The following is a 22,616-nucleotide window of genomic DNA, read 5'->3' on the forward strand; positions in this document are numbered from 1 at the left end:
CTTATAAATTTAGTTATGATGTTGCTATGAATTATTTTATGGTTGTTTAATGCGAAAAATTGCGGGTTATCTTTTAGTTTTGCTTTGCTTGAAGCTTGCATATGCCACCGAAGTTACTATAAAGACAGTTACCGAAGCTGGCAATCCTGCCTATATGATTCATGTAGGTAAATTTCTTCATGAAAGCAATGCATTACAACTTAAACTTAAACTATCCTCATCCATTAATCAGCCTGTTACGCTTGCACAATTATCTGATAAAAAAAATTATGTTGTAAAAGTAGGTCCTGTTAAAGATTATGAAGTAGCGCAAAAATTACAAACCGAAATTAAAGAAGACTTGCCGTTAACGAAATACACTGCCCCCCCTCCAGCTCCCATCGTTAATACCGCAACAAGCAAAAAAGCCAATACACCGCCTCCCAAGAAACTGTGGAACTTAAGAGGGGCAGATGTTCGTGCTGTTATTGGGGAGGTATCGAGGGTTACTGGAAAAAATTTTATTATTGACCCACGCGTGCAAGGAAAAATCTCCATTGTCTCCAGCACCCCCATTTCAGATAAGGAGTTATATCAGGTCTTCTTATCTATGCTGCAAATCTCAGGTTACGCAGCAATCCCCAGTGGCGATGTGATAAAAATTGTACCCAATATTGACGCCAAGACCCAGTCACCTGATTTACTAAGCCAATTAAAAAGTCGCCCTCAGGGGGATGACATGATGGTTGCTGTAATCCCTGTACACTATGTGCCTTCTGAACAGCTTGTACCTGTCTTGAGACCCTTAATGCCCCAATGGAGCAGTGTATCTGCCTATACTCCTTCTAATATGCTCATTTTATCAGGGCGGGCAAACAATATTAAACAGATGGTCAGAATCATCAAACAGGTAGATAGCTCATCAGCAAATGGTATTGATATGGTTCCCCTCAAGCACGCCCTGGCTATGGATGTTGCAAATACCCTTAAGGATTTGATCAAGGCCCAACCCGCTTCCGGCGGTCACAGTCAGACCATGCTTGCGGCTGATGATCGCAGCAATGCTATTTTACTGAGTGGCAGCAAGACAGAACGTATCAGACTTCGTTTGCTTATCGCAAAACTGGATCGTCAAAGTCCCTATGGCAGCAACAGTAACACTCAAGTGGTTTATCTACATTATTTGCGTGCCGAAGATCTGGTTCCTATACTGGCAGGAATTGCTCAAGCAAATTTCAGTGGTAACGTTGGCACAACGATAGGTACCATAACAAGGCCTGTCCTGGATAGCACAAATCCTGCCTCTAATCTGGTAGGTACCTCTTCTGCTACTCAAGGCCTTACTTCAACCTCATCATCGTCTCAGGCAACAAATCCAGCAGCCACACCCACTACGACTGGTGCTGCCACCCAACTGGAAGGGACTACTAAACCGACAGTACAAATTATTGGTGAGCCTAATACCAATTCCATTATCATTAATGCACCGGCAAGCCTGATACGAATATTGAAATCAGTTATTAGCCAGTTGGATATTCGTCCAGCCCAATTACTAATTGAAGCGCTGGTCGCTGAAATTGATGAAAGTGATCTCAACAGCCTAGGAATCGAATGGGGCTCTAATCAGCAAACTGGCAGACCTGGCGATTTCAGGCCAGGTTTTGCGATCGTTAACTCCAAAACAGCCGTGGATGACCTGCAAGCTCAAATTTATGCGCTAGCTAACCAACGTAAAGCCAATATTTTATCAACTCCCTCAGTAGTAGTGCTTGATAACAGGCAGGCCAAGATCCTTGTTGGCCGACAGGTTTCAGTTGCCTCCACCTCTTACCCTAATAATGCCGGTGGAACAGCCATTGCCACCCCTTATACTACGTTTGATCGTGTTAATGTGGCGTTGCATCTTTATGTAAGGCCACAGATTACTCGTGGCAACGGGATTCAATTACAAATTGATCAAGGCAACGATACAATTGATCCCGCAAGTTCACTTAATGCTGACAACCCCGTTTTTAAAATTTCCAGCATTGTTACTTCAGTGCATGTTGAAAGCGGCGATATTGTCGTATTAGGAGGTTTAACCCAGGACAGCTTGGGAAATGATAATATACGCCTTCCTATTCTCGGGGACATCCCCGGTGTTGGACGTCTTTTCCAACATAATCTTCAAAATCGTGAAAAGCGCATATTAATGGTCTTCATAAAACCCTGTATTTTACGAAGTCAAAATGATGCCCTGCTGGTGACAAACGATAAATATCGTGACATACGGCAGGATCAATTGGATTCTTTACGTGCACAACCTTATAACCAAAGAAATGATGACATATTGCTGCCATCGCTTAATCAGGCAGCATTGCCAAAACCTTTTAGCGACTCTGTTCAGCAAAAGGTTATAATTAAGAACCAAGTAAAAAAAACCATACCAATGACGAAATAGATGGCAAATAATGAAATAACGAAACGTCTGCCCTATAGTTTTGCTAAAAACCAGGGAGTAATTGCCAACATGCAGGATGATGGTACTGCTGTCCTCTATCATTTGGCTAATCCTCCCCTGCCAGTGCTTGCGGAAATCAAACGCTTGCTTCAATGTGAATTGAAACTGAAGGAAGTAAGCGAATTTGATTTCCAGCAACATCTAGCTCAAATTTATCAGTCCCAATCGTCAATTTTCGATGCGGCGGAGGTCATGGAAGAAGATATGGATTTGTCATTACTGGCGGGGCAATTACCTGTCAGTGAAGACCTGCTTGATAATCAGGATGATGCACCGATTATACGTTTACTTAATGCCTTGTTCACTCAAGCAATCAAGCAGAAAGCATCTGATATTCATATTGAAACCTATGAGAACCGGGTTCTTGTCCGAAATCGCATAGACGGTGTTTTGCATGAGGTTCTGGAAATTCAACGGGCAATTGCTCCTTTAGTCATTTCCCGCGTTAAGGTCATGGCTAAATTAGATATCGCTGAAAAGCGCATACCTCAGGATGGTCGAATTGCCTTACGTATTGGTGGACACAACATTGATGTGCGTGTTTCAACCCTGCCTTCCAACCATGGAGAACGTATTGTACTTCGGATTCTGGATAAGCAGGCCGCCCAACTGGATTTAAGCCTTTTAGGGATGCCTGGATCCACATTAACAGCCATGCGTAAAATGATTGCCGAGCCTCATGGTATTATCCTGGTAACAGGGCCCACCGGCTCAGGAAAAACAACTTCACTCTATGCGATGCTCACTGAACTTAATGAGGTTAGCCGTAATATTCTCACCATTGAAGACCCCATTGAATATGATTTACCCGGTATCGGCCAGACTCAGGTCAATACCAAAGTACAAATGACCTTTGCCAAAGGGCTCAGAGCCATCCTTCGTCAAGATCCAGATGTAGTGATGATTGGGGAAATCAGGGATCTGGAAACTGCCGAAATTGCAGTTCAAGCCAGTCTCACTGGCCATTTAGTACTTTCAACCTTGCATACCAACAGCGCACTGGGAGCATTAACCCGCCTGCACGATATGGGAGTAGAATCTTTTTTACTGGCTTCCAGTATTGTAGGCTTGATTGCCCAAAGATTAGTACGAAAATTATGCCCTCATTGTAAAACTCCCCATCATTTGCGAAAAGATGAAATAGAGTTAATGGGTATCAAGCCTGACACTGATATTTCCAAAGTGTGCGAACCGAATGGGTGTGAGCAATGCAACCAACTAGGTTATCGAGGGCGAACAGGAATCTATGAATTGATAACCATTGATGAAACCTTGCGCGGAATGATTCATCGTAATGAAAACCTGCAACTCATTGATAGTTATTTACGCCCGGCTACCCCAACCATCCGTGAAGATGGATTCAAGCGGGTTATAGCCGGTGATACTTCACTGGCAGAAATTTTGCGCGTTACCAGCCAACATTAGACTGCAGCAATACCTTAACAATGAATTTTCTCTCCTTTAAAAAATTTGCAAATGCATTTATTGGTTAAATAGCAGAAATATTTTTTGTATTTAAGGCTTTGGAAGGTGCTTCCTGGTGAAAGTGAAACTTTAGTTTTTCTAACTTTTTGATCTCGATTTTTGCCAATGGATCAGCCATCAACTTCTCAAAAGAGCACCCTGTTTCTGATAATTTTTCATTTAAAAATTGAATCAGTTTTACTCTTTGTTTAGAAGGGGAAAGTGTATTATCAATCATTGAATCACAATGATGAGCAATTGCTTTTGCTATCTGATGTTTTTCTAATTGAAACCCAATCCTGGTAGTTATAATTTTTAGAAAAGCATCAGATGATTTTAAAACAAAATCAAGAAGAAAATCGGGATTGGATAATAGACATTCTCCCAATTTAGTTGTAAATTCAATCTCCGATCTGCAAGCCAGCATAAGCTCCGTCTGAGCCGGAATATCAAGCGCCAAGAAATCTTTGCCTGTCTGCAAAGAAATCCAGGAGATAAAGTTATTTTCTACTTTCTGGTTATGAGCAGCAAATTGGAAATGAGGATATCGACTACCTCGGGTATCCCAGACAATAAAAGATCCTTTAGCCTCTGCCAAAGCATTCATCTTTTGTTTTACTATGTAAGTATCAACATAATTTCCTATGATTGGCAAAGCAAATTTAATAGCTGCGATTAATTCACGTAATGAAAGAGAGGGACCATTTTTGTAATTATCTAATGCTTTTCTAAGATTTTGTATGGAAGGATTAATATATTTACCGGTTTTCCTGGTTTGTAATTCAAACATATAGGCCAAAGCGTCCTCTAGCGCTTTTAATTGCTCCCTCATTAGGCTCTCCCCCTTTACCTCCTTCTTTTAAAACTAGTTCAAAAATGATGCTTTTACAAAAAATAAAGAACAATATTGCTTTTAAATAATCTGATTGGTCTTTAAATAAAGCAAAAAGTGGAAGCGACAAATGTCCATCCACCTTATCCAAAAGCTAAATCCTAATACAATTGGCCCAGAGCCTACGTTCCGCGCTTTATGCGTGGAATCTAGTCCCAAACTCGTCAATAGGATGGTTATTTTCGTGTTGTTTGTATGAATCCCGCGCATAAAGCGCGGGAAGTGGACAATATAAGTTGAAATATCAACAGACTCTAATATTCGGTTGCCGCATCCGTAATACCTGTGTCGTTGGAAGTATCGTTGGCGCCATCAGGAGACGTAGTAGTGCTACTTGTTCCGATACCCGTATCAGTATTTCCATTAGTTGTGGTATCGGGTGGAGCAGTAGTAGTACCAGAGTCAGTAGTATCCAGGCTACCATCGGTTGTTGTCGGATCAGGCGTGGTTACCGGGTCACTACCATGGGTCATTGGATCAGTAGGCATTCCCGTGGTGGTACCAGAGTCCATCGTACTGGTATTATGATCAACAGAGGTAGAGCCCGTTACAGTGCCGTCATCATTGAGACCAGGATTTGTTTCCTGAGTAGTTGTGGTCGGTTGAGAGTTACCCGGTAAAGTAGTTGTTCCAGTAGGTTGTTCAATATTGTTTGTCCCCTGAGAATCAGTATTGGGCGCATTCATGCCCGCATGAGCAAACATTGATAGCCCAAAGGTTGCTATAAAAACTGAAATTATCCTTTTCATGATTATCCCCCTGAAATTGATTTCATACGCAGGATATTATCCCTAATCAGAGTATAGATGAGTTATTCATTTTTATTGATTTCAAATTTGAAAATATGCGAATTATTATTACGTGAATTTAGTTAGTCTGAGGTTATAGGCTATTGATCTTTCCCCCAAAAATAAGACCATGACATTGATGAGATTTCCATTGACTCTTAGAATTAATTATTCAAGAGTCAATGGACCATCTAGTCAGTACGTTTCTCCACCCGTTTGCGCCAGGTAGTACCCTCAGGACCGTCTTCTAAATCAATCCCTTGATTGGCAAGAATTTGACGAATTTCATCTGCTCTAGCCCAGTTTCGTTCTCGTCTGGCCTGCAACCTTTCAGCAATTAAATTTTCGACAGTTTCCTTTTCAACCTCATTAATTCCTGATTGCAAAAAAGATTCCGGCGAAACTTGCAGTAAACCCAGTGTTGAGGCCAACTGCTTTAAAGTAGATGCGAGGCGTGGTGAGCCTGTCTTGTTAAGCTCATGACTTAGCTGAAATAACACTGATAATGCCATTGGGGTATTAAAATCATCATTCATCGCCTGATTAAACTGCTCAAGCCAGTGCTCATCAATATCAATGCCAGAAGAATTAGTATCCTTTAATGACTGATAAAGCCTTGTTAACGCTTTTATGGCGTTTTGTAAATTTTCTTCTGAATAATTCAACGAGCTTCGATAATGACTACTGAGCAAAAAATAGCGGATAACTTCTGGATGGTATCGCTGTAATACATCCTCAATGGTAAAAAAATTGCCGGTGGACTTGGCCATTTTTTCATTATTGACCTGCAGCATACCCACATGCAGCCAATAGTCAGCAAATTTTTTACCGGTTGCCGCTTCACTTTGTGCAATTTCATTCTCATGATGCGGGAATTGTAAATCCAAGCCGCCACCGTGAATATCAAAATGCTCACCAAGCTCATGCATTGCCATGGCAGAGCACTCAATATGCCAGCCAGGTCTGCCATCACCCCAGGGAGATGGCCAACTGGGTTCATCTGTCTTTGCTTTTTTCCATAAGACAAAATCCAGTGGCGAGCGCTTTTCTTTTACAACTTCGACCCGTGCTCCTGCTATCAAACCATCCAGATCCTTATGAGACAGTTTGCCATACTCTTTAAAGCATTCTACCTGATAGCAAACATCACCATTATCACTTAAATAGGCGTACCCTTTATCAATTAGTTTTCCAATTAACTGAATGATCGACTCAATATGAGCTGTTGCTCTGGGTTGTATATCAGGAGTCAGGATATTTAACGCTCTGGTATCCTCATGCATTGCATTGATATACTGCGAAGTAAGTTCATCAATAGAAATACCTCTCTCCCTCGCCCGCGCAATAATCTTGTCGTCAATATCGGTTATGTTACGAACATAGGTTACAGCATAGCCTTGAGAGCGCAGATAACGCACCATCACATCAAAGCACACCATAGAACGAGCGTGGCCTAAATGACAACGGTCATAAACCGTTATTCCACAAACATAAATTCCAACTTTACCTGGTTGAACAGGCTGGAAGAGTTCTTTGGTTCTAGTCAAAGAATTATAAAGATATAGCATAGTTAACCCTTAACTCATTTTTCCCCAGGTATCCTTAAGCCCCACTACTCGGTGCACCGCTGTGACCTGTCCTTTCTCAGTTTGATTGACACAATAATAACCTAAGCGTTCAAATTGAAAGACTTCGTTTAAAGGTTGTGAGGCTAAGGAAGGTTCACAAACAGCTTGCCTGACTTGCAGGGATTCTTCATTGAGGAATTGGAGAAAATTTTCCTCACGTGCCGGATTAGCATCATTAAACAAGCGATCATATTGTAAAACAGTGACTGGATGAGCGTGGTTAGCTGATACCCAATGAATAACCCCTTTTACTTTTCTATCAACCGGGTTTTTCCCTAATGTCTCTTTATCATAAGTACAACGCAGCTCAATAACATGACCTTGCTCGTCACAGATTACATCAGTACAGCGAATGACATAAGCATGTCTTAAACGTACTTCAGCACCGGGAGACAGTCGAAAATATTTCTTTGGCGGATCCTCCATAAAATCACTTCGCTCAATATAAAGTTCTCTGCCAAACGGTAAAACACGACCTTCAGACTCAGGATCCTGCGGATTGAATTTTGCATTCAATGATTCTACTTCGCCTTCGGGATAATTTTCTATCACAATTTTTAATGGTTCAAGTACGCACAAAGCTCGTTTCGCAGTCCGGTTAAGCTCATCTCGTACACATTCCTCAAGCAAAGACATGTCAATAACCGAGTCGCTGCGGGAAATACCTATCATTTCGCAAAATTGTCTGATAGCAGCAGGAGGATAGCCTCTTTTGCGCATACCGCGTAATGTAGGTAACCGAGGGTCATCCCAGCCTGAAACAATTTTTTTCTCAACCAACTCCCTTAGCCTACGTTTGGAAGTAACCGTATGGGACAAGTTCAATCTTGCAAATTCAGTTTGAACAGGTTTAGCAAGCACCGGCAAATTATCGATAAACCAATCGTAAAGCGGCCTATGATCCTGAAATTCCAAAGTACATAATGAATGGGTCACCTTTTCCAACGCATCTGAAATCGGATGAGCATAATCATACATAGGATAAATGCACCATTCATTGCCTGTGCGTTGGTGGCTGGCATGTCTTATACGATAAATTACCGGGTCACGCATGTTGACGTTTCCTGATTTCATATCAATACGCGCCCGCAAAACATGAGTACCATCAGCAAATTCACCCGCTTTCATTCGTGCAAATAAGTCAAGGTTTTCTTCTATAGCGCGATTACGGTAAGGACTCTCCCGACCAGGTTCTTGCAGCGTACCACGATAAGCACGTATTTCCTCCATAGACAAACTGTCCACATAAGCCTTTCCATGCTTAATTAAGTGAACAGCAAAATCATATAGATCATGATAATAATCAGAGGAATGAGTTATCGCATGCCATTCAAAACCAAGCCAATGCACATCATCTATAATGGCATTAACAAACTCTTCCTCTTCTTTGATTGGGTTAGTATCATCAAAACGTAGATAACAACGTCCTGTAAACTCCTCAGCCAAACCAAAATTTAAACAGATGGATTTGGCATGTCCTACATGTAAATAACCATTAGGTTCTGGTGGAAACCTGGTTATAACCTCTTGGTGCTTACCACTCGCTAAATCATCAGCAATCATCTGTCTTATAAAATGTGCTCTTTTTTCAACACCGTCATTCATCTTATCACTCATGGTTATCCATCGCTTGTCGCATATCTTTAATTAAAGAAGCTCCTGCAGCAAGTGTATTGCTATTGGAAATATAGGCTTCATAAATTTTATTAATCAGGGCAGCTCCAACGATTACACCGTCAGCAAATGCCGCCACCTGAGCAGCCATTGCCGCTGTTTTAACACCAAAACCTACCATTAAAGGCAAAGCCGTCTGTTTTTTCCTCTGCAAGTACCTCTCCCTGACATTTTGCAAGTCAAAATCAGATCCAGTCACTCCTTTCAATGAAACATAGTAAAGGTAGCCACTCCCCGATCTATCTATCAATACCATCCGCTCATCAGAGGTGGTAGGTGAACACAAATAAATACTGGCCAGGTTATTAGCTTGCCATATCGAAGCGACAAACCCGCTTTCCTCTGGCGGCAAATCAACAATAATAGTCCCATCTACACCAGTTTCATGCGCCCGTTTCGCAAAGGCTTCATAGCCATACTGCTCGATTGGATTAACATAACCCATCAATATAATTGGTGTATTTTGATCTTTTTTGCGAAACTCTTCCACCATGGAAAATACTTCATTACACCCAACTCCATAAGCAAGCGCTCTCTCCATAGCAGCCTGAATTACAGGTCCTTCTGCCATGGGATCTGAAAAAGGAATACCTATTTCAAGTATATTGGCACCGGCTGCAACCAGTTCATGCATCAACGGAACAGTTAATTCAGGCGTTGGATCACCCGCTGTAATATAAGGGCTCAGTGCCTTTTTGCCGTCAGCCTGAAGCTGCGCCAATGTTTTACTAATTCGATTCATAAATTACCCTAACTAATAGGTTCTGTGAACAAAAATTTTCACGGCTGCAAATGCGGCTAATTGGTTCACAGAACCCAGGTATTTCAACCGGGAAGCGAATAACAGGCTATACAGACAACCCGTCAATACTGGCTACCGTATGCATATCCTTGTCCCCTCGCCCAGACAAATTCACCACGATACGTTGCGAAGGCAACATGTTTTTAGCAAGCTTCATGGCATAAGCAACAGCATGACTTGATTCCAAAGCCGGAATAATACCCTCTACTCGAGTTAATGTACGAAAGCCATCCAGTGCTTCATCGTCATTAATAGCGACATAGTTTACCCGTCCACTGTCTTTAAGGTAAGCATGTTCTGGTCCTACCCCTGGGTAATCAAGGCCTGCAGAGATAGAATGGGTATCTTTAATCTGTCCATGTTCATCACATAACAAATAAGTACGGTTACCATGCAATACCCCTGGTTTACCTGCTATCAAAGAGGCAGCATGTTCGCCTGTTTCAATGCCCTTACCTCCTGCCTCCACACCATAAATAGCAACTGATTCATCCTTTAAAAATGGATAAAATAAACCAATCGCATTAGACCCTCCTCCTACACAAGCAACGAGAGCATCAGGCAATTTCCCGGTTTTCCCCAAAATCTGCGACCGTGCCTCCTGACCTATTACTGATTGAAAATCTCTTACCATCTGGGGGTATGGATGAGGGCCAGCTACGGTACCAATAATGTAGAAGGTATTATCTATATTACTTACCCAGTCACGCATGGCTTCATTCAAAGCATCTTTTAAGGTTTTTGAGCCAGCAGTAACCGGCACAACCTGCGCCCCTAACAGCTTCATTCTGTATACGTTACTGGCTTGCCGTTTAATATCCTCAGCCCCCATATAAACGACACATTCCATGCCAAGCTTTGCTGCTACAGTTGCTGAAGCAACACCATGCTGCCCAGCACCGGTTTCCGCGATAATCCTGGTCTTTCCCATTCTCTTGGCAAGCAAGGCTTGACCCACTGTATTATTAATTTTATGGGCACCAGTATGATTTAAATCCTCTCTTTTCAAATAAATAGCCGCACCACCTATCTTTTCACTTAAGTGCCGGGCATGGTAAAGAGGGGTTGCCCGACCAACGTAATCCCGTAACTCAGATGCCAGCTCTTCCAGGAACTCCGGATCGTTACGGTATTGCTGATAAGCTTCCTGCAACTGTTGTAATGCATCCATTAAAGTATCAGCTACAAAGATACCACCGTATGGACCAAAATGACCATGCTTATCCGGGAACTCTATTTCACTCATGCTTTACCCCATAATGCGTTAACAAATTGGCTCATTTTCTCATGGTCCTTGATACCGGCTGATAATTCTACGCCACTGCAAACATCTACTGCATAAGGTGAACATAGGCCAACCGCTTTAGTTACATTAGCAAAATCCAATCCCCCGGCTAAGATAAATGGTTTTTTTAAATTTACAGGGATTATCCCCCAGTTAAAAGTTTTACCTGTACCCCCATAATTATCAGAGGGCGTGTCCAGTAAGATAGCCGATGCCTGCTGGTAATCTATGGCTAACTGGCTAATAACATCTGCTGAGGCCGCCTGAATGGATTTAATATAAGGTATCTGAAATTGATTACAAAACGCTGGGGTCTCCTCACCATGAAACTGCAACCACTGAACAGGTAATTCATTAATCACCTGATCTACTAAAGACTTAAGAGGATTGACGAACACCGCTACAATATCCACAAACAAGGGAACATCTTTTAGCAATAATCTAGCTTGTTCGATGGAAATATGGCGGGAACTTCCAGAATAAAATATTAATCCAATGGCATCTACACCTAATGCAACTGCATGGGCTATGTCTTCCCTGCGCGTCATGCCACACATTTTTATTCGTACCCGATTCTCTGCCAATTAACGCTCCCACAAGAACAATGGTCCTGGATTCCCTTGTATGACGCCAAACTCTCTCGGATAATTCACACCTACCAAGTATAAACCATAGGGTGGCGCTGTTTCAGCGCCCAGGCGCCTGTCTTTTGCCAGCAAAACCTCCTGAACCCAGCCCACAGGTCTTCTTCCCGAACCTACCGCAATTAACACGCCGGCAATATTTCGCACCATATGATGCAGAAAAGCATTCGCACTGATATCAATCATTACCAGATCGCCGGTACGGGTCACACGCAAATCATGAATATTACGCATTGGCGTATTCGATTGACACTCCACCGAACGAAATGAAGTGTAATCATTTTCTCCCAATAGGCATACACTGGCTTCCTGCATCACTCGATGATCTAACTGACGATACTGCCACGTCACATTGCTCCGTAAAAGTGCCGGGCGTATTGGCGAATTGTAAATTATGTAGCGATAACGCCGGGACAAAGCAGAATAGCGGGCATGGAAGTCATCCGCCATCTCCCGTCCCCACTTGACACAGACGTCTTTAGGCAAAAAAGAATTAGCCCCATGAATCCAGGATCGTATGGTTCTTTGCTTTTCACAATCAAAATGAATAACCTGGTTTGTCGCATGTACACCTGTATCGGTTCTGCCTGCGCAGATTACACTGACCTCACTGTCAGCAACCTTGGTTATTGCATTCTCAAGTACTTGCTGAACAGTACGCAGGCCAGTTTGCGCTTGCCAGCCATGATACTGGCTACCATCGTATTCAACCCCTAAGGCAATACGCATGAACTTTTCCTGCTAAAAACGGTCAATGTATAACACCAGAATATATTTGTCCACATTCTCCCAGTCATAGGGCGCGATTTTAAGTGCGGTTTTTCCTTGAAACGATGTATCTTAGGTATATAATCTATTATTCAGACAGCAAGAGAAGCGTTTATTGGTTTACATTGGCGTTTTTAATGCTGAATGATGCTAGCATATGGTTTCACTACAATAACATGGAGAGTTTAAAGATGAAAAAGTTAAGCACTTTCTTGGCTATACTTGCATTTTCAGGCTATGCTGCTGCCAACCAGACATTGCTCACTGCCAAGTTAACATTGACAGATGACCAATCACAATGCACCTACAGGTTCTACGCGGAAGACAATAAAGTTCGCTATGAAGCAGATCCAATCAGCACAGAACATTGTTCCAGTACACTGGATATAGGAAGCAGCACAGTGGATTCAATCTTCGTCACCATACCTGTTACCAATGTGCAGATTGATAACCAGGTGAAAACATGCCAGGTACAAATCAATCGTAGAGCAGCCGACACCCCTTATATCTATTCTTTTGTAAACAGCGATCAAAATTGCAGTGCAAAAGTAACCGTAGCCCTGGATCAGCCACAGTAAAAAATTTAACAGTTCAGCAAGTCAGCCAAAAGGATTCTATTTTCCTGTCTTGCTGAACTGGCATTTATTAAGAGATGAGCGTTGGGAATTTATCGTCTGCTTATGGTTTAATTATGACCAATCATTTCAGATCAAGTCATTGATTATTTTAATTCGTTTGCATAAGCCTGCAGGCTATTTCATAATTGCCATTTTAATCTATCTGTTTAAATATGGCCGCATCGTTATTAGATGGTAAAGTAGTTTCTTCACAGTTAAATCAGGGAATCAAATCCTCCATTGATAAAATGGTACAAAATGGAGAGCGTCCCCCAGGATTAGCAGTTATCCTGGTCGGTAATGATCCGGCATCAGGTATTTATGTAAATAACAAACGTAAAGCCTGTTTAGAAGTGGGACTTAGCTCTTATGCTTATGATCTTCCCCAATCAACAAGCGAAAAGAAGCTGCTAAGGCTAATACATCAATTAAACAATTCTCCTGATGTTGATGGCATTCTTGTCCAGCTTCCTTTACCTCAAGCCATTGATAGCAACAAAGTGATAGAATCTATCAGTCCTTATAAAGATGTGGATGGGTTCCATCCTTATAATATGGGCCGACTTGCTCAGCGCAATCCATTATTAAGACCCTGTACTCCTTACGGGATAATTAATTTATTGGCATTTTATCAAATTCCCCTGGAAGGAAAACATACTGTAATCATTGGAGCATCAACCATTGTCGGACGTCCTATGGCTCTGGAGTTTTTGTTAGCCGGAGCGACCGTCACTATCTGCCATCGTTTCACTGAAAACCTGGAGAAATATGTCCGAATTGCCGACGTTCTTGTTGTCGCTACGGGAATAAAGGATGTCATCAATGTAGACTGGTTAAATTCAGCACAAACTATCGTAGATGTTGGTATTCATCGATTACCTGACGGTAAGTTGCGGGGCGATATAGATTTTGCTCAAGCCAGTAAGAAAGTAGCCTGGATAACGCCTGTTCCAGGGGGGGTTGGGCCTATGACCATTACGACCTTGCTGCAAAATACATTGCTTGCAGCAAGTCGATTACCTGGTAACCACTAACGATTGACATCGTCATCCCAATCAAAGCGATCATCAAGATCATCAAATTCTTCTTTTAATTCCTCACGTAAACGTTTGCGCTCAAGTCTTTCTTCAAGTAATTTACGCACACGTTTCTTATGATCTAAATTTTCAGTATCTTCTTCGTAAGAATATTCCGAAAAAGAATTATTTTCTTCGTACCCTCTAGGAAAGCTCATCATTCTCTCCTGCTTTACTTGTAACAATGTAAGTATAGTGCAAGATATTTATTGTATTATCTTTTTATTTTATAAAAAATTATTAGATCTCCCTTTCACACTATCCGGGATTGACGTTAAATCAGTTCATGAAAGCTTATTAAATAATTATTACGTTTTTTTATTCAAAAACCATGCCGAGGTGGGGTGTGCGGTTTTCTGTCGATGTCGTACTTTAAATCACACCCATACAGGTTAAATTTGGAAGAAAGCTCCCAGAGGCGTATACTACTTCATCAACAATTTTTAAGTTTCTTTATGTTAAGCTATCAACATGGGTATCACGCCGGAAATTTTGCCGATGTCATTAAGCATCTGACCCTTTCACGAATACTTGATTATGTGACAAAAAAAGAAAAGCCTATCTTTTATCTTGAGACTCATGCAGGAAAAGGTTTTTATGATTTAAAAGGTAGCCAATCATTAAAAACAGGTGAGTACCTTCAGGGAATTCACCTGATATGGCAGCATAAAAATCAATTGTCCCCTCTCTTTTCTCCCTACTTACAAACCATTAAAAGACTAAACCCGTCTTCTAATTTGCGCTTTTATCCTGGCTCCCCCACTTTGGCTATTGAGATGCTACGCGCCCAGGACAGGTTATATTGTTGTGAACTACATCCCCGTGAATTTGAAACCCTTAGCACCTTGCCCCATGATGAGAAACGTGTATTTTACAGCCATAGTGATGGAATGGTTACTTTAAATGCTCTGCTTCCTCCGCCTGAGCGTCGTGGCTTGATTTTTATTGATCCTTCCTATGAAATTAAAAATGACTATAAAACAATCCCAAACACAATCAAATCTGCTTATAAGCGATTCTCAACCGGTATTTTTTGTCTTTGGTATCCATTGGTAGACCAAAGTCTGCATGAAAAACTCCTGCGCGGCATGAATAATATTGGTGCTCAAAGCACATTAAGGATTGAATTTAATTTAAACGCTACAACAACAGCAGGCATGACTGGTTGTGGTTTATGGATTATTAATCCACCATTTTCCCTCGCTGAAGAAATGCAGGATACATTGCAACAATTAAAAAACTTATTCAATCCTGGCACTTCTTCTTTTGTAATTGAAAATAATCCTAAAAACGGATTGAGTTCAGGTCGGCTATAATTATTGAAAAGCTCCGGTTAGACTAACAATGAAAATTTTACCAATTTCAGCCTTTCGTGATAATTATATTTGGCTAATCATCAATGAAAAAAACAAAACTGCCTGTTGTGTGGATCCTGGCGATGCCCAGCCAGTTATCGATTTCATTTGTAAATCTTCTATTCAGCTCGTAGCGATTTTAGTGACGCATCATCATCACGATCATATCGGCGGCATAACTGAACTCGTAAAAGCCTACCCTGAAATGGCTGTTTATGGACCAGATGACCCCCAAATACCCACTACTCAAACACTTGCAGACGGCGATAATTTATCCCTTCTATCCTGCCAGTTTCTTATTATAGGAACCCCGGGGCATACTAAAACTCATATTAGTTTTTATGAACCGCACCATGAATGGCTATTTTGTGGAGATACCTTATTCTCAGCTGGTTGTGGCAGGGTCTTTGATGGAACAATTGAAGAATTGCACCAGTCATTGAGTAAACTAAAGGCGCTTCCCGACAGTACCCAGGTATTTTGTGCTCATGAATACACTCAGGCAAATCTGCGCTTTGCAACAACCGTTGAGCCTGATAACCAGGCCATAAAACAACACAGCTTGCAACTGCAAAAAAACAAAAATGCCTCCTCGCTACCGTCAACTATCGCCTTGGAGAAAGAAATTAATCCTTTTTTTCGGACAGAAAACAAGGATGTCCAACATTATGCGCTCCGACAGGGCAGTGAAGGCAAAAGCTCCCTGTCAGTTTTTAGACAATTAAGAATAGATAAAGATAATTTTTATTGAACATTTAGATTTAATTTCAATCCATTAGATCGTAAACTCACCAAAAAGGGTTTATCGATTGAATTTTTTTTAGTACACTGGCCGGCCTTTTAATTCGTAATAGGCTATCACATTGAAGTTTAGACCATTAAGAATTTTTAGATTAATCCTTTTAATATCAATAAGTTATCTTTTTTATGCTTCTGCATATTCTCACCTGGCCCCTAACGTATGGGATGTCTTGCGTAGCCAGTTCAATCTGAATCACGAAGTAACCCAACCCGAGGTTCAAAACCAAATCCGCTGGATTGTTTCCCACCCGAGTTATTTACAGGAGTTAGCTCGCGCCGAACCTTATATTTATCATATTGTGACTGCAATCAGAAAAAGAAAACTTCCAGGGGAACTTGCCCTTATCCCTATGATTGAAAGCGCTTATGATCCCTTTGCCTATTCTGGTGCCGGCGCTGCAGGGCTTTGGCAGCTCATGCCAGGAACAGGAAGTGAGCTGGGATTAAAACAAGACTGGTGGTTCGACGGGCGCCGCAGTATCACTCCCTCAACTGCCGCTGCACTTAGTTATCTAACCTATCTCAATAAATATTTTAAGGGAAACTGGATTCTCGCTATTGCTGCCTATGATTCGGGAGAAGGAACTGTGTCCCGTGCCATAAAAAATAGCCGGCAGTCATCTCGTAATATTCGCTTCTGGTCACTACCCTTGCCTAATGAAACACGGGCTTATATTCCCAGATTACTAGCACTTGCAGAAGTAATTAAGTACCCTCAACGCTATAAAGTCACCCTACCGGATATTCCCCATGTTCCCTATTTTGAGGAAGTTAACATTGGCAGCCAGATTGATTTAAACCATGCAGCTAAACTTGCAGGCATTTCCTATAAAGAAATAATCAAATTAAATCCTGGCTATAACCGCTGGACAACAGCTCCTTATAAACCCTTCAAACTCCTGATACCTGCTGATAAAGTAGCACACTTCAGCCGTAATTTAGCCAATATGCCGACTGATAAGCGCGTAAGCTGGACTCGTTATCAGGTTCGTCAGGGAGATGATTTAACTACTATTGCCCGTAAATTCTTTACCACCGTAAAATTACTTAAAGAATTAAATCAATTAAAATCAGATAAATTAAAAAAAGGACTATATCTTTTAATACCGAGCAGTAAAAACACGACCGTCAAACCTGTTGAGCAACCGCCAACACCTGCAGCAAATCAAGCTGCAAATACCAGAAGTTATAAAGTCATACATATTATTCAAGCAAACGATGACTACCCTTTACTGGAAAAAAGATACAACGTTTCATCTGCAAATATTCGTCAGTGGAATAAATTGACTGATGCCGAACCATTAAAAGCCGGCCAACAATTAATAATATGGAAGCAGGCGATTCAATATCAAACTTACACGGTTAAAGCAGGCGACACATTAAGCGGCATTGCCAAGCGCAATCAGACAAAAGTGTCTGTATTGACCAAGCTAAACCCTAATATCAGCAGAAATCTACTTAAACCAGGTCAGGAACTGGTCATAGGATAGGCCGGCAGGTAGTAAATCAAGCTAAATTGTCTCTTATGTCGGCATTACTGATAAATTAATGCTTGCATCAGAAATTAAAATCATGTGATATACTTAATGAAGTATTAAGGATTACCTAAGGTTATGAAACTACTCTTTGATTTTTTCCCTGTTTTACTTTTTTTCATCAGCTATAAATTGTTTGGCATTTTTAATGCTACTGCCGTAGCTATGGTTGCCTCACTTATTCAAGTAACCGCTTATCGGCTTAAGCATCAGCGTTATGAAAAAATTCACTTGATAAGTTTAGCAATTATTTTTATTTTAGGCGGAGCCACACTATTCTTTCATAATCCCTGGTTTATAAAATGGAAACCCACAGGCATTTATTGGTTAACCTCGATGGTACTTTTCATCTCTGCCTTTGTAGGTAAGAAGCCTTTAATCCAAAAGATGATGGATGGGAATATTAGTTTACCATCCAGAATCTGGTATCGTTTAAATTATGCCTGGGCTTTGTTTTTTATTTTAATGGGTGGTGCTAATCTTTATGTGGCTTATTTTTATAGCACAGATATTTGGGTTAACTTTAAATTATTTGGTGGTGCTGGCTTTACCCTGGTTTTTGTCTTTTTACAAGCCATTTACCTGACAAGACATTTGGTAGAAAAAGACATTGAAGAGCCTTCAAGCGATTCACCTTAAATAACTGTTAGGAGCAAGAATGCGACTACTATTGGTTGAAGATGATGAATTACTTGGTGATGCTGTTAAAGCAGGCCTCACTCAATTCGGCTATATTGTTGACTGGCTGAAAGATGGTGAGGCAGCTCGAGCCGCTGTTAAATCCGAGTCTTTTGAACTGATTATTCTCGATCTGGGTTTGCCAAAGCTCTCAGGTCTTGGCTTTCTTCAATCTATCCGTCATGACGGAAATGCGACACCCGTTATTATTCTGACGGCTCGTGAAAGTGTTGAAGACAGAGTAAAAGGGCTGGATAGCGGCGCTGATGATTACCTGACCAAGCCCTTTGACTTGAATGAATTGAGCGCAAGGGTGCGGGCGTTAGTAAGACGCTCCCAAGGACGAGCAGATTCTACTTTACAATATCGGAATATTACGCTGGATCCGGCTGCACACTCTGTATACGTTGATGATGTTATAGTTAATGTACCTCGGCGAGAATTTTCTTTATTACAAAAATTACTTGAGAATAGTGGTCAGGTATTGTCACGTGAGCAACTCATGCAAAGCATTTATGGTTGGGATGAAGATGTAGACTCTAACGCATTGGAAGTTCATATTCATAACTTACGTAAGAAACTAAATGCCAATTTTATTCGGACCATTCGTGGTGTTGGATACATGGTAGAAAAAAATGAGAGCAATTAGATATTGTGAAGTCTTCCATCCGCAAGTTTTTGTTAATAAATTTACTATTGGCAATTACCATAACAACTACTCTAACCGCAATAGGTAATTATTATCTGGATCAAAAGGATATTCAGGAACATCTTGATACTTTAATGGCAATTTCTGCCCTCTCTTATCAGGCTTTATTAGGAGATGATCTTCATGATAGGCCCATTGGTAAAATTCAAGATGCATTGGAAGTTATTCCACAAAAAATTGATAATTATTACCAACAACGCTTTTTAAATGATCTGCCTCCAAAAAACTACCTGGATAAATTTAATTTTCAAGTCTGGACTAATGGCGGCAAACTCCTCCTTCATTCTCCAACTGCACCCAAAATTCCCCTGACAGCTGAAGTAGATGGTTTCAGTGACAAAATAGTGGCGGATAAAAAATGGCGTGTATTTACAACTTATAACGAGCAGGCTGGCATACGAACCGTATTAGCGGAACGGTATGACACGCGCAATGAATTAGGGCATCGCATTGCTCAGGACGACTTATACATCATGCTGCTGACATTCCCTTTATCAGGATTGCTGATTTGGATTATTATCGGCAGAGGTTTGGATAGCCTTGATCGTGTAGCCCAGGAAGTAGCAAATCGCGCACCAACGCATTTAGAACCTGTTGATTTGCAGGAAGTGCCTGAGGAAATTAAACCTGTTATCGACGAATTAAACAAATTGTTTTATCGTCTTAAAGAAGGATTTGAACGGGAAAAACGATTTGCAGCAGATGCTGCCCATGAATTGCGCACCCCTCTTGCAGCACTCAAGGCACAAGCCCAGGTGGCCTTAAATACAAATGATGTTGAGGAAAAAAACCTGGCGCTACAAAAATTAATTGCGAGTGTTAATCGCAGCACACATATCATACAACAACTGCTTACAATGAGTAAGCTAGTCCCTGAAGCAACCAGTATTAATGATATTGATGAAGTCAATCTGGTCAAAATAACGCGTGAAGTCTTGGCAATGTTGGCACCTGGGGCAGTAGAAAAGAAAATTGAACTTGAATTCGAGTCAGATGAATACCTGCCTAATTTTTCCGGCAACCCAACAGCAATTGGCATCCTTATCCGTAATCTGGTAGACAATGCAATCCGCTATTGCAAGGAGAACGGCAAGGTCTTAGTCCGAGTTTATACTCGAAATCAGGAATTAATCCTGGAAGTAAGCGACAACGGACCTGGTATTCCAGGTGAGTTGCAAGGGAGAGTTTTTGAACGATTTTTCCGCGTTTTGGGCAACAAAAGCCCAGGAAGTGGCTTGGGATTAGCCATAGTTCGGCAAATCACCGACCTTCATGGCGGAAGGGTAGAGCTTGGCTCACCGGCTGAAGGAACAGGTCTGGTTGTACGAGTATATTTCCCCTGCGAACAAATTTTAACGATTAGCAAGTAACTGCAACGCTTCTCGAATAAGTTGCTCACAACTTTTATTCACAACCTCTATCTTTTTAACCGCTCTCATGGCTTCCGGTTGTTTATATCCTAATGCTACCAGAGCGCTGATGGCTTCCTCTTGTTCCCGTAGGTTGCCTTGCGGTAGCGAATTGACAACATCAGTAGTTGAACATTGCTTTAGACTATCTTTCATTTCAATAACCAACCGCTCGGCAGTCTTTTTACCTATCCCCGGTAATTTGGTTAAAAATAATATGTTTTGCTGATTAATGCATTGAATAAATTCCTCTGGTGTCACACTGGAAAGAATGGCCATAGCCAGCTTCGGCCCTACACCATTTACTTTGACTAATGCCCTGAATAAGGCCCGCTCCTGCTTGTCAAGAAAACCATACAATAATAAGGCGTCCTCACGCACTACAGTATGAATATGCAAACTAATAATACCTTGATGAGACTCAAGCTGAAAAAAAGTCTGTAGTGATGTCTCCACATCATAACCTACGCCATTAACATCAACCACCAGCTTACCCGGTTGATGCCTGTCCATAACTTGTCCACGCAACCAGCCAATCATCTTTTATATCCCCTGAAACGCCGCATATGACTATGGCAAATGGCAATCGCTAAAGCATCTGCCGCATCGCTTTGAGGCGCCTTGTTTAAAAGAAGTAGTTTTACTACCATGTGCTTTACCTGTTCTTTTTCAGCAGCACCGTAACCAACCACCGCTTGCTTGACTTCACGAGCAGAATACTCACTGATCTCCACCCTGTGAGAGGCAGCAGCCACCATGGCGACCCCTCTTGCATGCCCTAATTTTAAAGCCGCATTTGGGTTTTGATGTAAAAAAACCTGCTCTATGGCAACCTGTTCCGGAGTATATTCATCCATTAACCGACAGACCCCATCAAAGATCTCAAGCAATCGCTGGCTTAACCCACCTTCAGAAGTTCGAATACAACCACTATCAACATATTGAATTTTATTTTTATCTTCCTTAATGATCCCATACCCCGTAATACGCGATCCGGGATCAATTCCTAAAATAATACTCATCAGGCAAGTTCAAAAAAAGATTCAGGGTATTCTGCGTTACTATGAACTTCTTGTACGTCGTCTAAATCTTCCAACATATCAATCAGTTTTAATAGGCTCTCAGCAGATTCCTTATCTAGAGGCACAGTAGTTTGGGCATGCATAGTCAGTTGGGATTGTTCAATTTGATAACCTGCCTCCTGTAATGCAGCCAGTACCAGATTATAATTATCTGCTGTGGTAATGATTTCCACCTGACCATTGTCTACCCCTACATCCTCTGCTCCTGCCTCTATGGCAGTTTCCATTGCCTGCTCTTCGGGTTGGCCAGCTGCCAGTAAAATTTCCCCTTGCTTGTTAAAAAGATAAGCGACCGAACCATCTGTGCCTAAATTTCCACCATGCTTCGTAAAAGCATGCCTCACATCAGAAACAGTGCGGTTTTTATTATCTGATAAGCAATCAACCAGGACGGCCACTCCACCAGGCCCATAACCCTCATAGCGCATCTCCATCATGTTAGCCCCCTCTAAACCACCGACACCACGTTTGATTGCATTATCAATTGTATCGCGTTTCATGTTGGCTTTAAGCGCCTTACTAATCGCATCTCTTAGTCTTGAATTGGAGGATTCCTCGGCTCCTCCCATCCTTGCTGCGACTGAAATTTCACGAATTAATTTGGTAAATATTTTCCCACGCTTGGCATCTTGCGCACCTTTACGGAAACGAATGTTAGCCCATTTGCTATGTCCAGCCATAAAACACCCTCAAAAAATTGTCTAATACATTAGGAATTAATTATACATCTTCAACAAAACATTGTATTTATCAATCTCGACATTTCTTGGTTTTTCAAGCTATTCTAGGTTCTGTGCACTTATCTCTAGATTGAGTCAAAAAGCCTTGATTGGCGAGCACCGAAACGGAGCATACATAGAAGTATGTGAGCATCAGAGCGCAGAAAATCAAGGCTTTTTGGCCAAGATAGCAGATAAGTGCACAGAACCT

Annotated in this window: 23 protein-coding genes; 10 read left to right on the forward strand and 13 right to left on the reverse strand. The window is 41.5% G+C overall.

Annotation, left to right across the window (positions count from 1 at the left end; all coding sequences use genetic code 11):
- Positions 1-49 precede the first annotated feature (49 nt).
- Together lspD and lspE are read left to right on the forward strand one after the other, a co-directional pair.
- Positions 50-2,419, forward strand: coding sequence for a GspD family T2SS secretin variant LspD (gene lspD / locus E1O65_RS05945; protein ID WP_133132679.1), 2,370 nt, complete (start codon positions 50-52; stop codon positions 2,417-2,419).
- The gene (gene lspE / locus E1O65_RS05950; RefSeq protein WP_133132680.1) at positions 2,420-3,904 is read left to right on the forward strand and encodes a GspE family T2SS ATPase variant LspE; all 1,485 of its coding nucleotides are present in this window, start codon (positions 2,420-2,422) and stop codon (positions 3,902-3,904) included.
- 64 nt (positions 3,905-3,968) lie between these two features.
- Here lspE and E1O65_RS05955 read toward each other — a convergent pair whose 3' ends face one another.
- The 9 genes from E1O65_RS05955 to truA all read right to left on the reverse strand — a co-directional run bounded on the left by E1O65_RS05955 (position 3,969) and on the right by truA (position 12,385).
- Complete coding sequence (locus E1O65_RS05955) at positions 3,969-4,733, reverse strand: hypothetical protein (protein ID WP_133132681.1); 765 nt, start codon at positions 4,731-4,733, stop codon at positions 3,969-3,971.
- On the reverse strand, positions 4,726-4,926 hold the full coding sequence (locus tag E1O65_RS05960) for a hypothetical protein (RefSeq protein ID WP_133132682.1): 201 nt from the start codon (positions 4,924-4,926) through the stop codon (positions 4,726-4,728). The genes E1O65_RS05955 and E1O65_RS05960 overlap by 8 nt, the downstream gene beginning before the upstream one ends.
- 163 nt (positions 4,927-5,089) lie before the next feature.
- The gene (locus E1O65_RS05965; RefSeq protein WP_133132683.1) at positions 5,090-5,584 is read right to left on the reverse strand and encodes a hypothetical protein; all 495 of its coding nucleotides are present in this window, start codon (positions 5,582-5,584) and stop codon (positions 5,090-5,092) included.
- A 230-nt stretch (positions 5,585-5,814) separates the two neighbouring features.
- Positions 5,815-7,191: a cysteine--tRNA ligase gene (gene cysS / locus E1O65_RS05970; RefSeq protein ID WP_133132684.1), complete on the reverse strand. Its 1,377-nt coding sequence runs from the start codon at positions 7,189-7,191 to the stop codon at positions 5,815-5,817.
- Positions 7,192-7,200: 9 nt separating this feature from the next.
- Positions 7,201-8,856: a glutamine--tRNA ligase/YqeY domain fusion protein gene (locus E1O65_RS05975; RefSeq protein ID WP_133132722.1), complete on the reverse strand. Its 1,656-nt coding sequence runs from the start codon at positions 8,854-8,856 to the stop codon at positions 7,201-7,203.
- Positions 8,857-8,860: 4 nt separating this feature from the next.
- A complete protein-coding gene (trpA, locus tag E1O65_RS05980; protein ID WP_133132685.1) occupies positions 8,861-9,667 on the reverse strand; it encodes a tryptophan synthase subunit alpha in 807 nt (268 codons plus the stop codon).
- A 106-nt stretch (positions 9,668-9,773) separates the two neighbouring features.
- Positions 9,774-10,973, reverse strand: coding sequence for a tryptophan synthase subunit beta (gene trpB / locus E1O65_RS05985; protein ID WP_133132686.1), 1,200 nt, complete (start codon positions 10,971-10,973; stop codon positions 9,774-9,776).
- Positions 10,970-11,596 carry a phosphoribosylanthranilate isomerase gene (locus E1O65_RS05990; protein WP_133132687.1) on the reverse strand — a complete coding sequence of 209 codons (627 nt, stop codon included), beginning with the start codon at positions 11,594-11,596 and terminating at the stop codon, positions 10,970-10,972. The genes trpB and E1O65_RS05990 overlap by 4 nt, the downstream gene beginning before the upstream one ends.
- The gene (gene truA, locus E1O65_RS05995) at positions 11,597-12,385 is read right to left on the reverse strand and encodes a tRNA pseudouridine(38-40) synthase TruA (protein ID WP_133132688.1); all 789 of its coding nucleotides are present in this window, start codon (positions 12,383-12,385) and stop codon (positions 11,597-11,599) included.
- A 230-nt stretch (positions 12,386-12,615) separates the two neighbouring features.
- Here truA and E1O65_RS06000 point away from each other — a divergent pair, with 230 nt between their 5' ends.
- Together E1O65_RS06000 and folD are read left to right on the forward strand one after the other, a co-directional pair.
- Positions 12,616-13,002 carry a hypothetical protein gene (locus E1O65_RS06000; RefSeq protein WP_133132689.1) on the forward strand — a complete coding sequence of 129 codons (387 nt, stop codon included), beginning with the start codon at positions 12,616-12,618 and terminating at the stop codon, positions 13,000-13,002.
- 212 nt (positions 13,003-13,214) lie between these two features.
- Positions 13,215-14,075: a bifunctional methylenetetrahydrofolate dehydrogenase/methenyltetrahydrofolate cyclohydrolase FolD gene (folD, locus tag E1O65_RS06005; RefSeq protein WP_133132690.1), complete on the forward strand. Its 861-nt coding sequence runs from the start codon at positions 13,215-13,217 to the stop codon at positions 14,073-14,075.
- On the opposite strand, the gene E1O65_RS06010 is transcribed toward folD, so the two are convergent.
- Complete coding sequence (locus tag E1O65_RS06010; RefSeq protein WP_133132723.1) at positions 14,072-14,275, reverse strand: hypothetical protein; 204 nt, start codon at positions 14,273-14,275, stop codon at positions 14,072-14,074. The two genes, folD and E1O65_RS06010, sit on opposite strands and share 4 nt — an antisense overlap.
- A gap of 297 nt (positions 14,276-14,572) precedes the next feature.
- Between E1O65_RS06010 and rlmJ the strand changes: the two genes are divergently transcribed.
- From rlmJ to E1O65_RS06040, 6 genes are all read left to right on the forward strand, one after another.
- A complete protein-coding gene (gene rlmJ / locus E1O65_RS06015) occupies positions 14,573-15,433 on the forward strand; it encodes a 23S rRNA (adenine(2030)-N(6))-methyltransferase RlmJ (protein WP_133132691.1) in 861 nt (286 codons plus the stop codon).
- Positions 15,434-15,461: 28 nt separating this feature from the next.
- Complete coding sequence (gene gloB, locus E1O65_RS06020; protein WP_133132692.1) at positions 15,462-16,223, forward strand: hydroxyacylglutathione hydrolase; 762 nt, start codon at positions 15,462-15,464, stop codon at positions 16,221-16,223.
- Between the two features lie 220 nt (positions 16,224-16,443).
- The gene (locus E1O65_RS06025; RefSeq protein ID WP_242601543.1) at positions 16,444-17,763 is read left to right on the forward strand and encodes a LysM peptidoglycan-binding domain-containing protein; all 1,320 of its coding nucleotides are present in this window, start codon (positions 16,444-16,446) and stop codon (positions 17,761-17,763) included.
- A 123-nt stretch (positions 17,764-17,886) separates the two neighbouring features.
- Complete coding sequence (locus E1O65_RS06030) at positions 17,887-18,447, forward strand: septation protein A (protein ID WP_133132693.1); 561 nt, start codon at positions 17,887-17,889, stop codon at positions 18,445-18,447.
- Between the two features lie 19 nt (positions 18,448-18,466).
- A complete protein-coding gene (locus tag E1O65_RS06035; RefSeq protein ID WP_133132694.1) occupies positions 18,467-19,135 on the forward strand; it encodes a response regulator in 669 nt (222 codons plus the stop codon).
- A gap of 5 nt (positions 19,136-19,140) precedes the next feature.
- Positions 19,141-20,565, forward strand: coding sequence for an ATP-binding protein (locus E1O65_RS06040; RefSeq protein ID WP_133132695.1), 1,425 nt, complete (start codon positions 19,141-19,143; stop codon positions 20,563-20,565).
- Here the strand turns inward: E1O65_RS06040 and ruvA are convergent.
- Genes ruvA through E1O65_RS06055 form a run of 3 tightly spaced genes read right to left on the reverse strand, consistent with a single transcriptional unit; the run spans position 20,548 to position 22,366 of the window.
- The gene (ruvA, locus tag E1O65_RS06045; RefSeq protein ID WP_133132696.1) at positions 20,548-21,144 is read right to left on the reverse strand and encodes a Holliday junction branch migration protein RuvA; all 597 of its coding nucleotides are present in this window, start codon (positions 21,142-21,144) and stop codon (positions 20,548-20,550) included. The genes E1O65_RS06040 and ruvA overlap by 18 nt on opposite strands.
- Entirely contained in the window at positions 21,141-21,626 is a 486-nt protein-coding gene (gene ruvC / locus E1O65_RS06050; protein WP_133132697.1) for a crossover junction endodeoxyribonuclease RuvC, read from the reverse strand. The genes ruvA and ruvC overlap by 4 nt, the downstream gene beginning before the upstream one ends.
- Complete coding sequence (locus tag E1O65_RS06055; RefSeq protein WP_133132698.1) at positions 21,626-22,366, reverse strand: YebC/PmpR family DNA-binding transcriptional regulator; 741 nt, start codon at positions 22,364-22,366, stop codon at positions 21,626-21,628. The genes ruvC and E1O65_RS06055 overlap by 1 nt, the downstream gene beginning before the upstream one ends.
- Between the last annotated feature and the right edge of the window lie 250 nt (positions 22,367-22,616).

This window comes from Legionella sp. W10-070 (assembly GCF_900640175.1).
GTDB lineage: Bacteria > Pseudomonadota > Gammaproteobacteria > Legionellales > Legionellaceae > Tatlockia.

Excerpts from the sequence above, each read along its gene's own strand:
- lspD (WP_133132679.1), top strand. The coding sequence starts at position 50 with ATGCGAAAAATTGCGGGTTATCTTTTAGTTTTGCTTTGCTTGAAGCTT.
- lspE (WP_133132680.1), top strand. The coding sequence starts at position 2,420 with ATGGCAAATAATGAAATAACGAAACGTCTGCCCTATAGTTTTGCTAAA.
- E1O65_RS05955 (WP_133132681.1), bottom strand. The coding sequence starts at position 4,733 with ATGTTTGAATTACAAACCAGGAAAACCGGTAAATATATTAATCCTTCC.
- E1O65_RS05965 (WP_133132683.1), bottom strand. The coding sequence starts at position 5,584 with ATGAAAAGGATAATTTCAGTTTTTATAGCAACCTTTGGGCTATCAATG.
- cysS (WP_133132684.1), bottom strand. The coding sequence starts at position 7,191 with ATGCTATATCTTTATAATTCTTTGACTAGAACCAAAGAACTCTTCCAG.
- E1O65_RS05975 (WP_133132722.1), bottom strand. The coding sequence starts at position 8,856 with ATGAATGACGGTGTTGAAAAAAGAGCACATTTTATAAGACAGATGATT.
- trpA (WP_133132685.1), bottom strand. The coding sequence starts at position 9,667 with ATGAATCGAATTAGTAAAACATTGGCGCAGCTTCAGGCTGACGGCAAA.
- trpB (WP_133132686.1), bottom strand. The coding sequence starts at position 10,973 with ATGAGTGAAATAGAGTTCCCGGATAAGCATGGTCATTTTGGTCCATAC.
- truA (WP_133132688.1), bottom strand. The coding sequence starts at position 12,385 with ATGCGTATTGCCTTAGGGGTTGAATACGATGGTAGCCAGTATCATGGC.
- E1O65_RS06000 (WP_133132689.1), top strand. The coding sequence starts at position 12,616 with ATGAAAAAGTTAAGCACTTTCTTGGCTATACTTGCATTTTCAGGCTAT.
- folD (WP_133132690.1), top strand. The coding sequence starts at position 13,215 with ATGGCCGCATCGTTATTAGATGGTAAAGTAGTTTCTTCACAGTTAAAT.
- E1O65_RS06010 (WP_133132723.1), bottom strand. The coding sequence starts at position 14,275 with ATGAGCTTTCCTAGAGGGTACGAAGAAAATAATTCTTTTTCGGAATAT.
- rlmJ (WP_133132691.1), top strand. The coding sequence starts at position 14,573 with ATGTTAAGCTATCAACATGGGTATCACGCCGGAAATTTTGCCGATGTC.
- gloB (WP_133132692.1), top strand. The coding sequence starts at position 15,462 with ATGAAAATTTTACCAATTTCAGCCTTTCGTGATAATTATATTTGGCTA.
- E1O65_RS06030 (WP_133132693.1), top strand. The coding sequence starts at position 17,887 with ATGAAACTACTCTTTGATTTTTTCCCTGTTTTACTTTTTTTCATCAGC.
- E1O65_RS06035 (WP_133132694.1), top strand. The coding sequence starts at position 18,467 with ATGCGACTACTATTGGTTGAAGATGATGAATTACTTGGTGATGCTGTT.
- ruvA (WP_133132696.1), bottom strand. The coding sequence starts at position 21,144 with ATGATTGGCTGGTTGCGTGGACAAGTTATGGACAGGCATCAACCGGGT.
- ruvC (WP_133132697.1), bottom strand. The coding sequence starts at position 21,626 with ATGAGTATTATTTTAGGAATTGATCCCGGATCGCGTATTACGGGGTAT.
- E1O65_RS06055 (WP_133132698.1), bottom strand. The coding sequence starts at position 22,366 with ATGGCTGGACATAGCAAATGGGCTAACATTCGTTTCCGTAAAGGTGCG.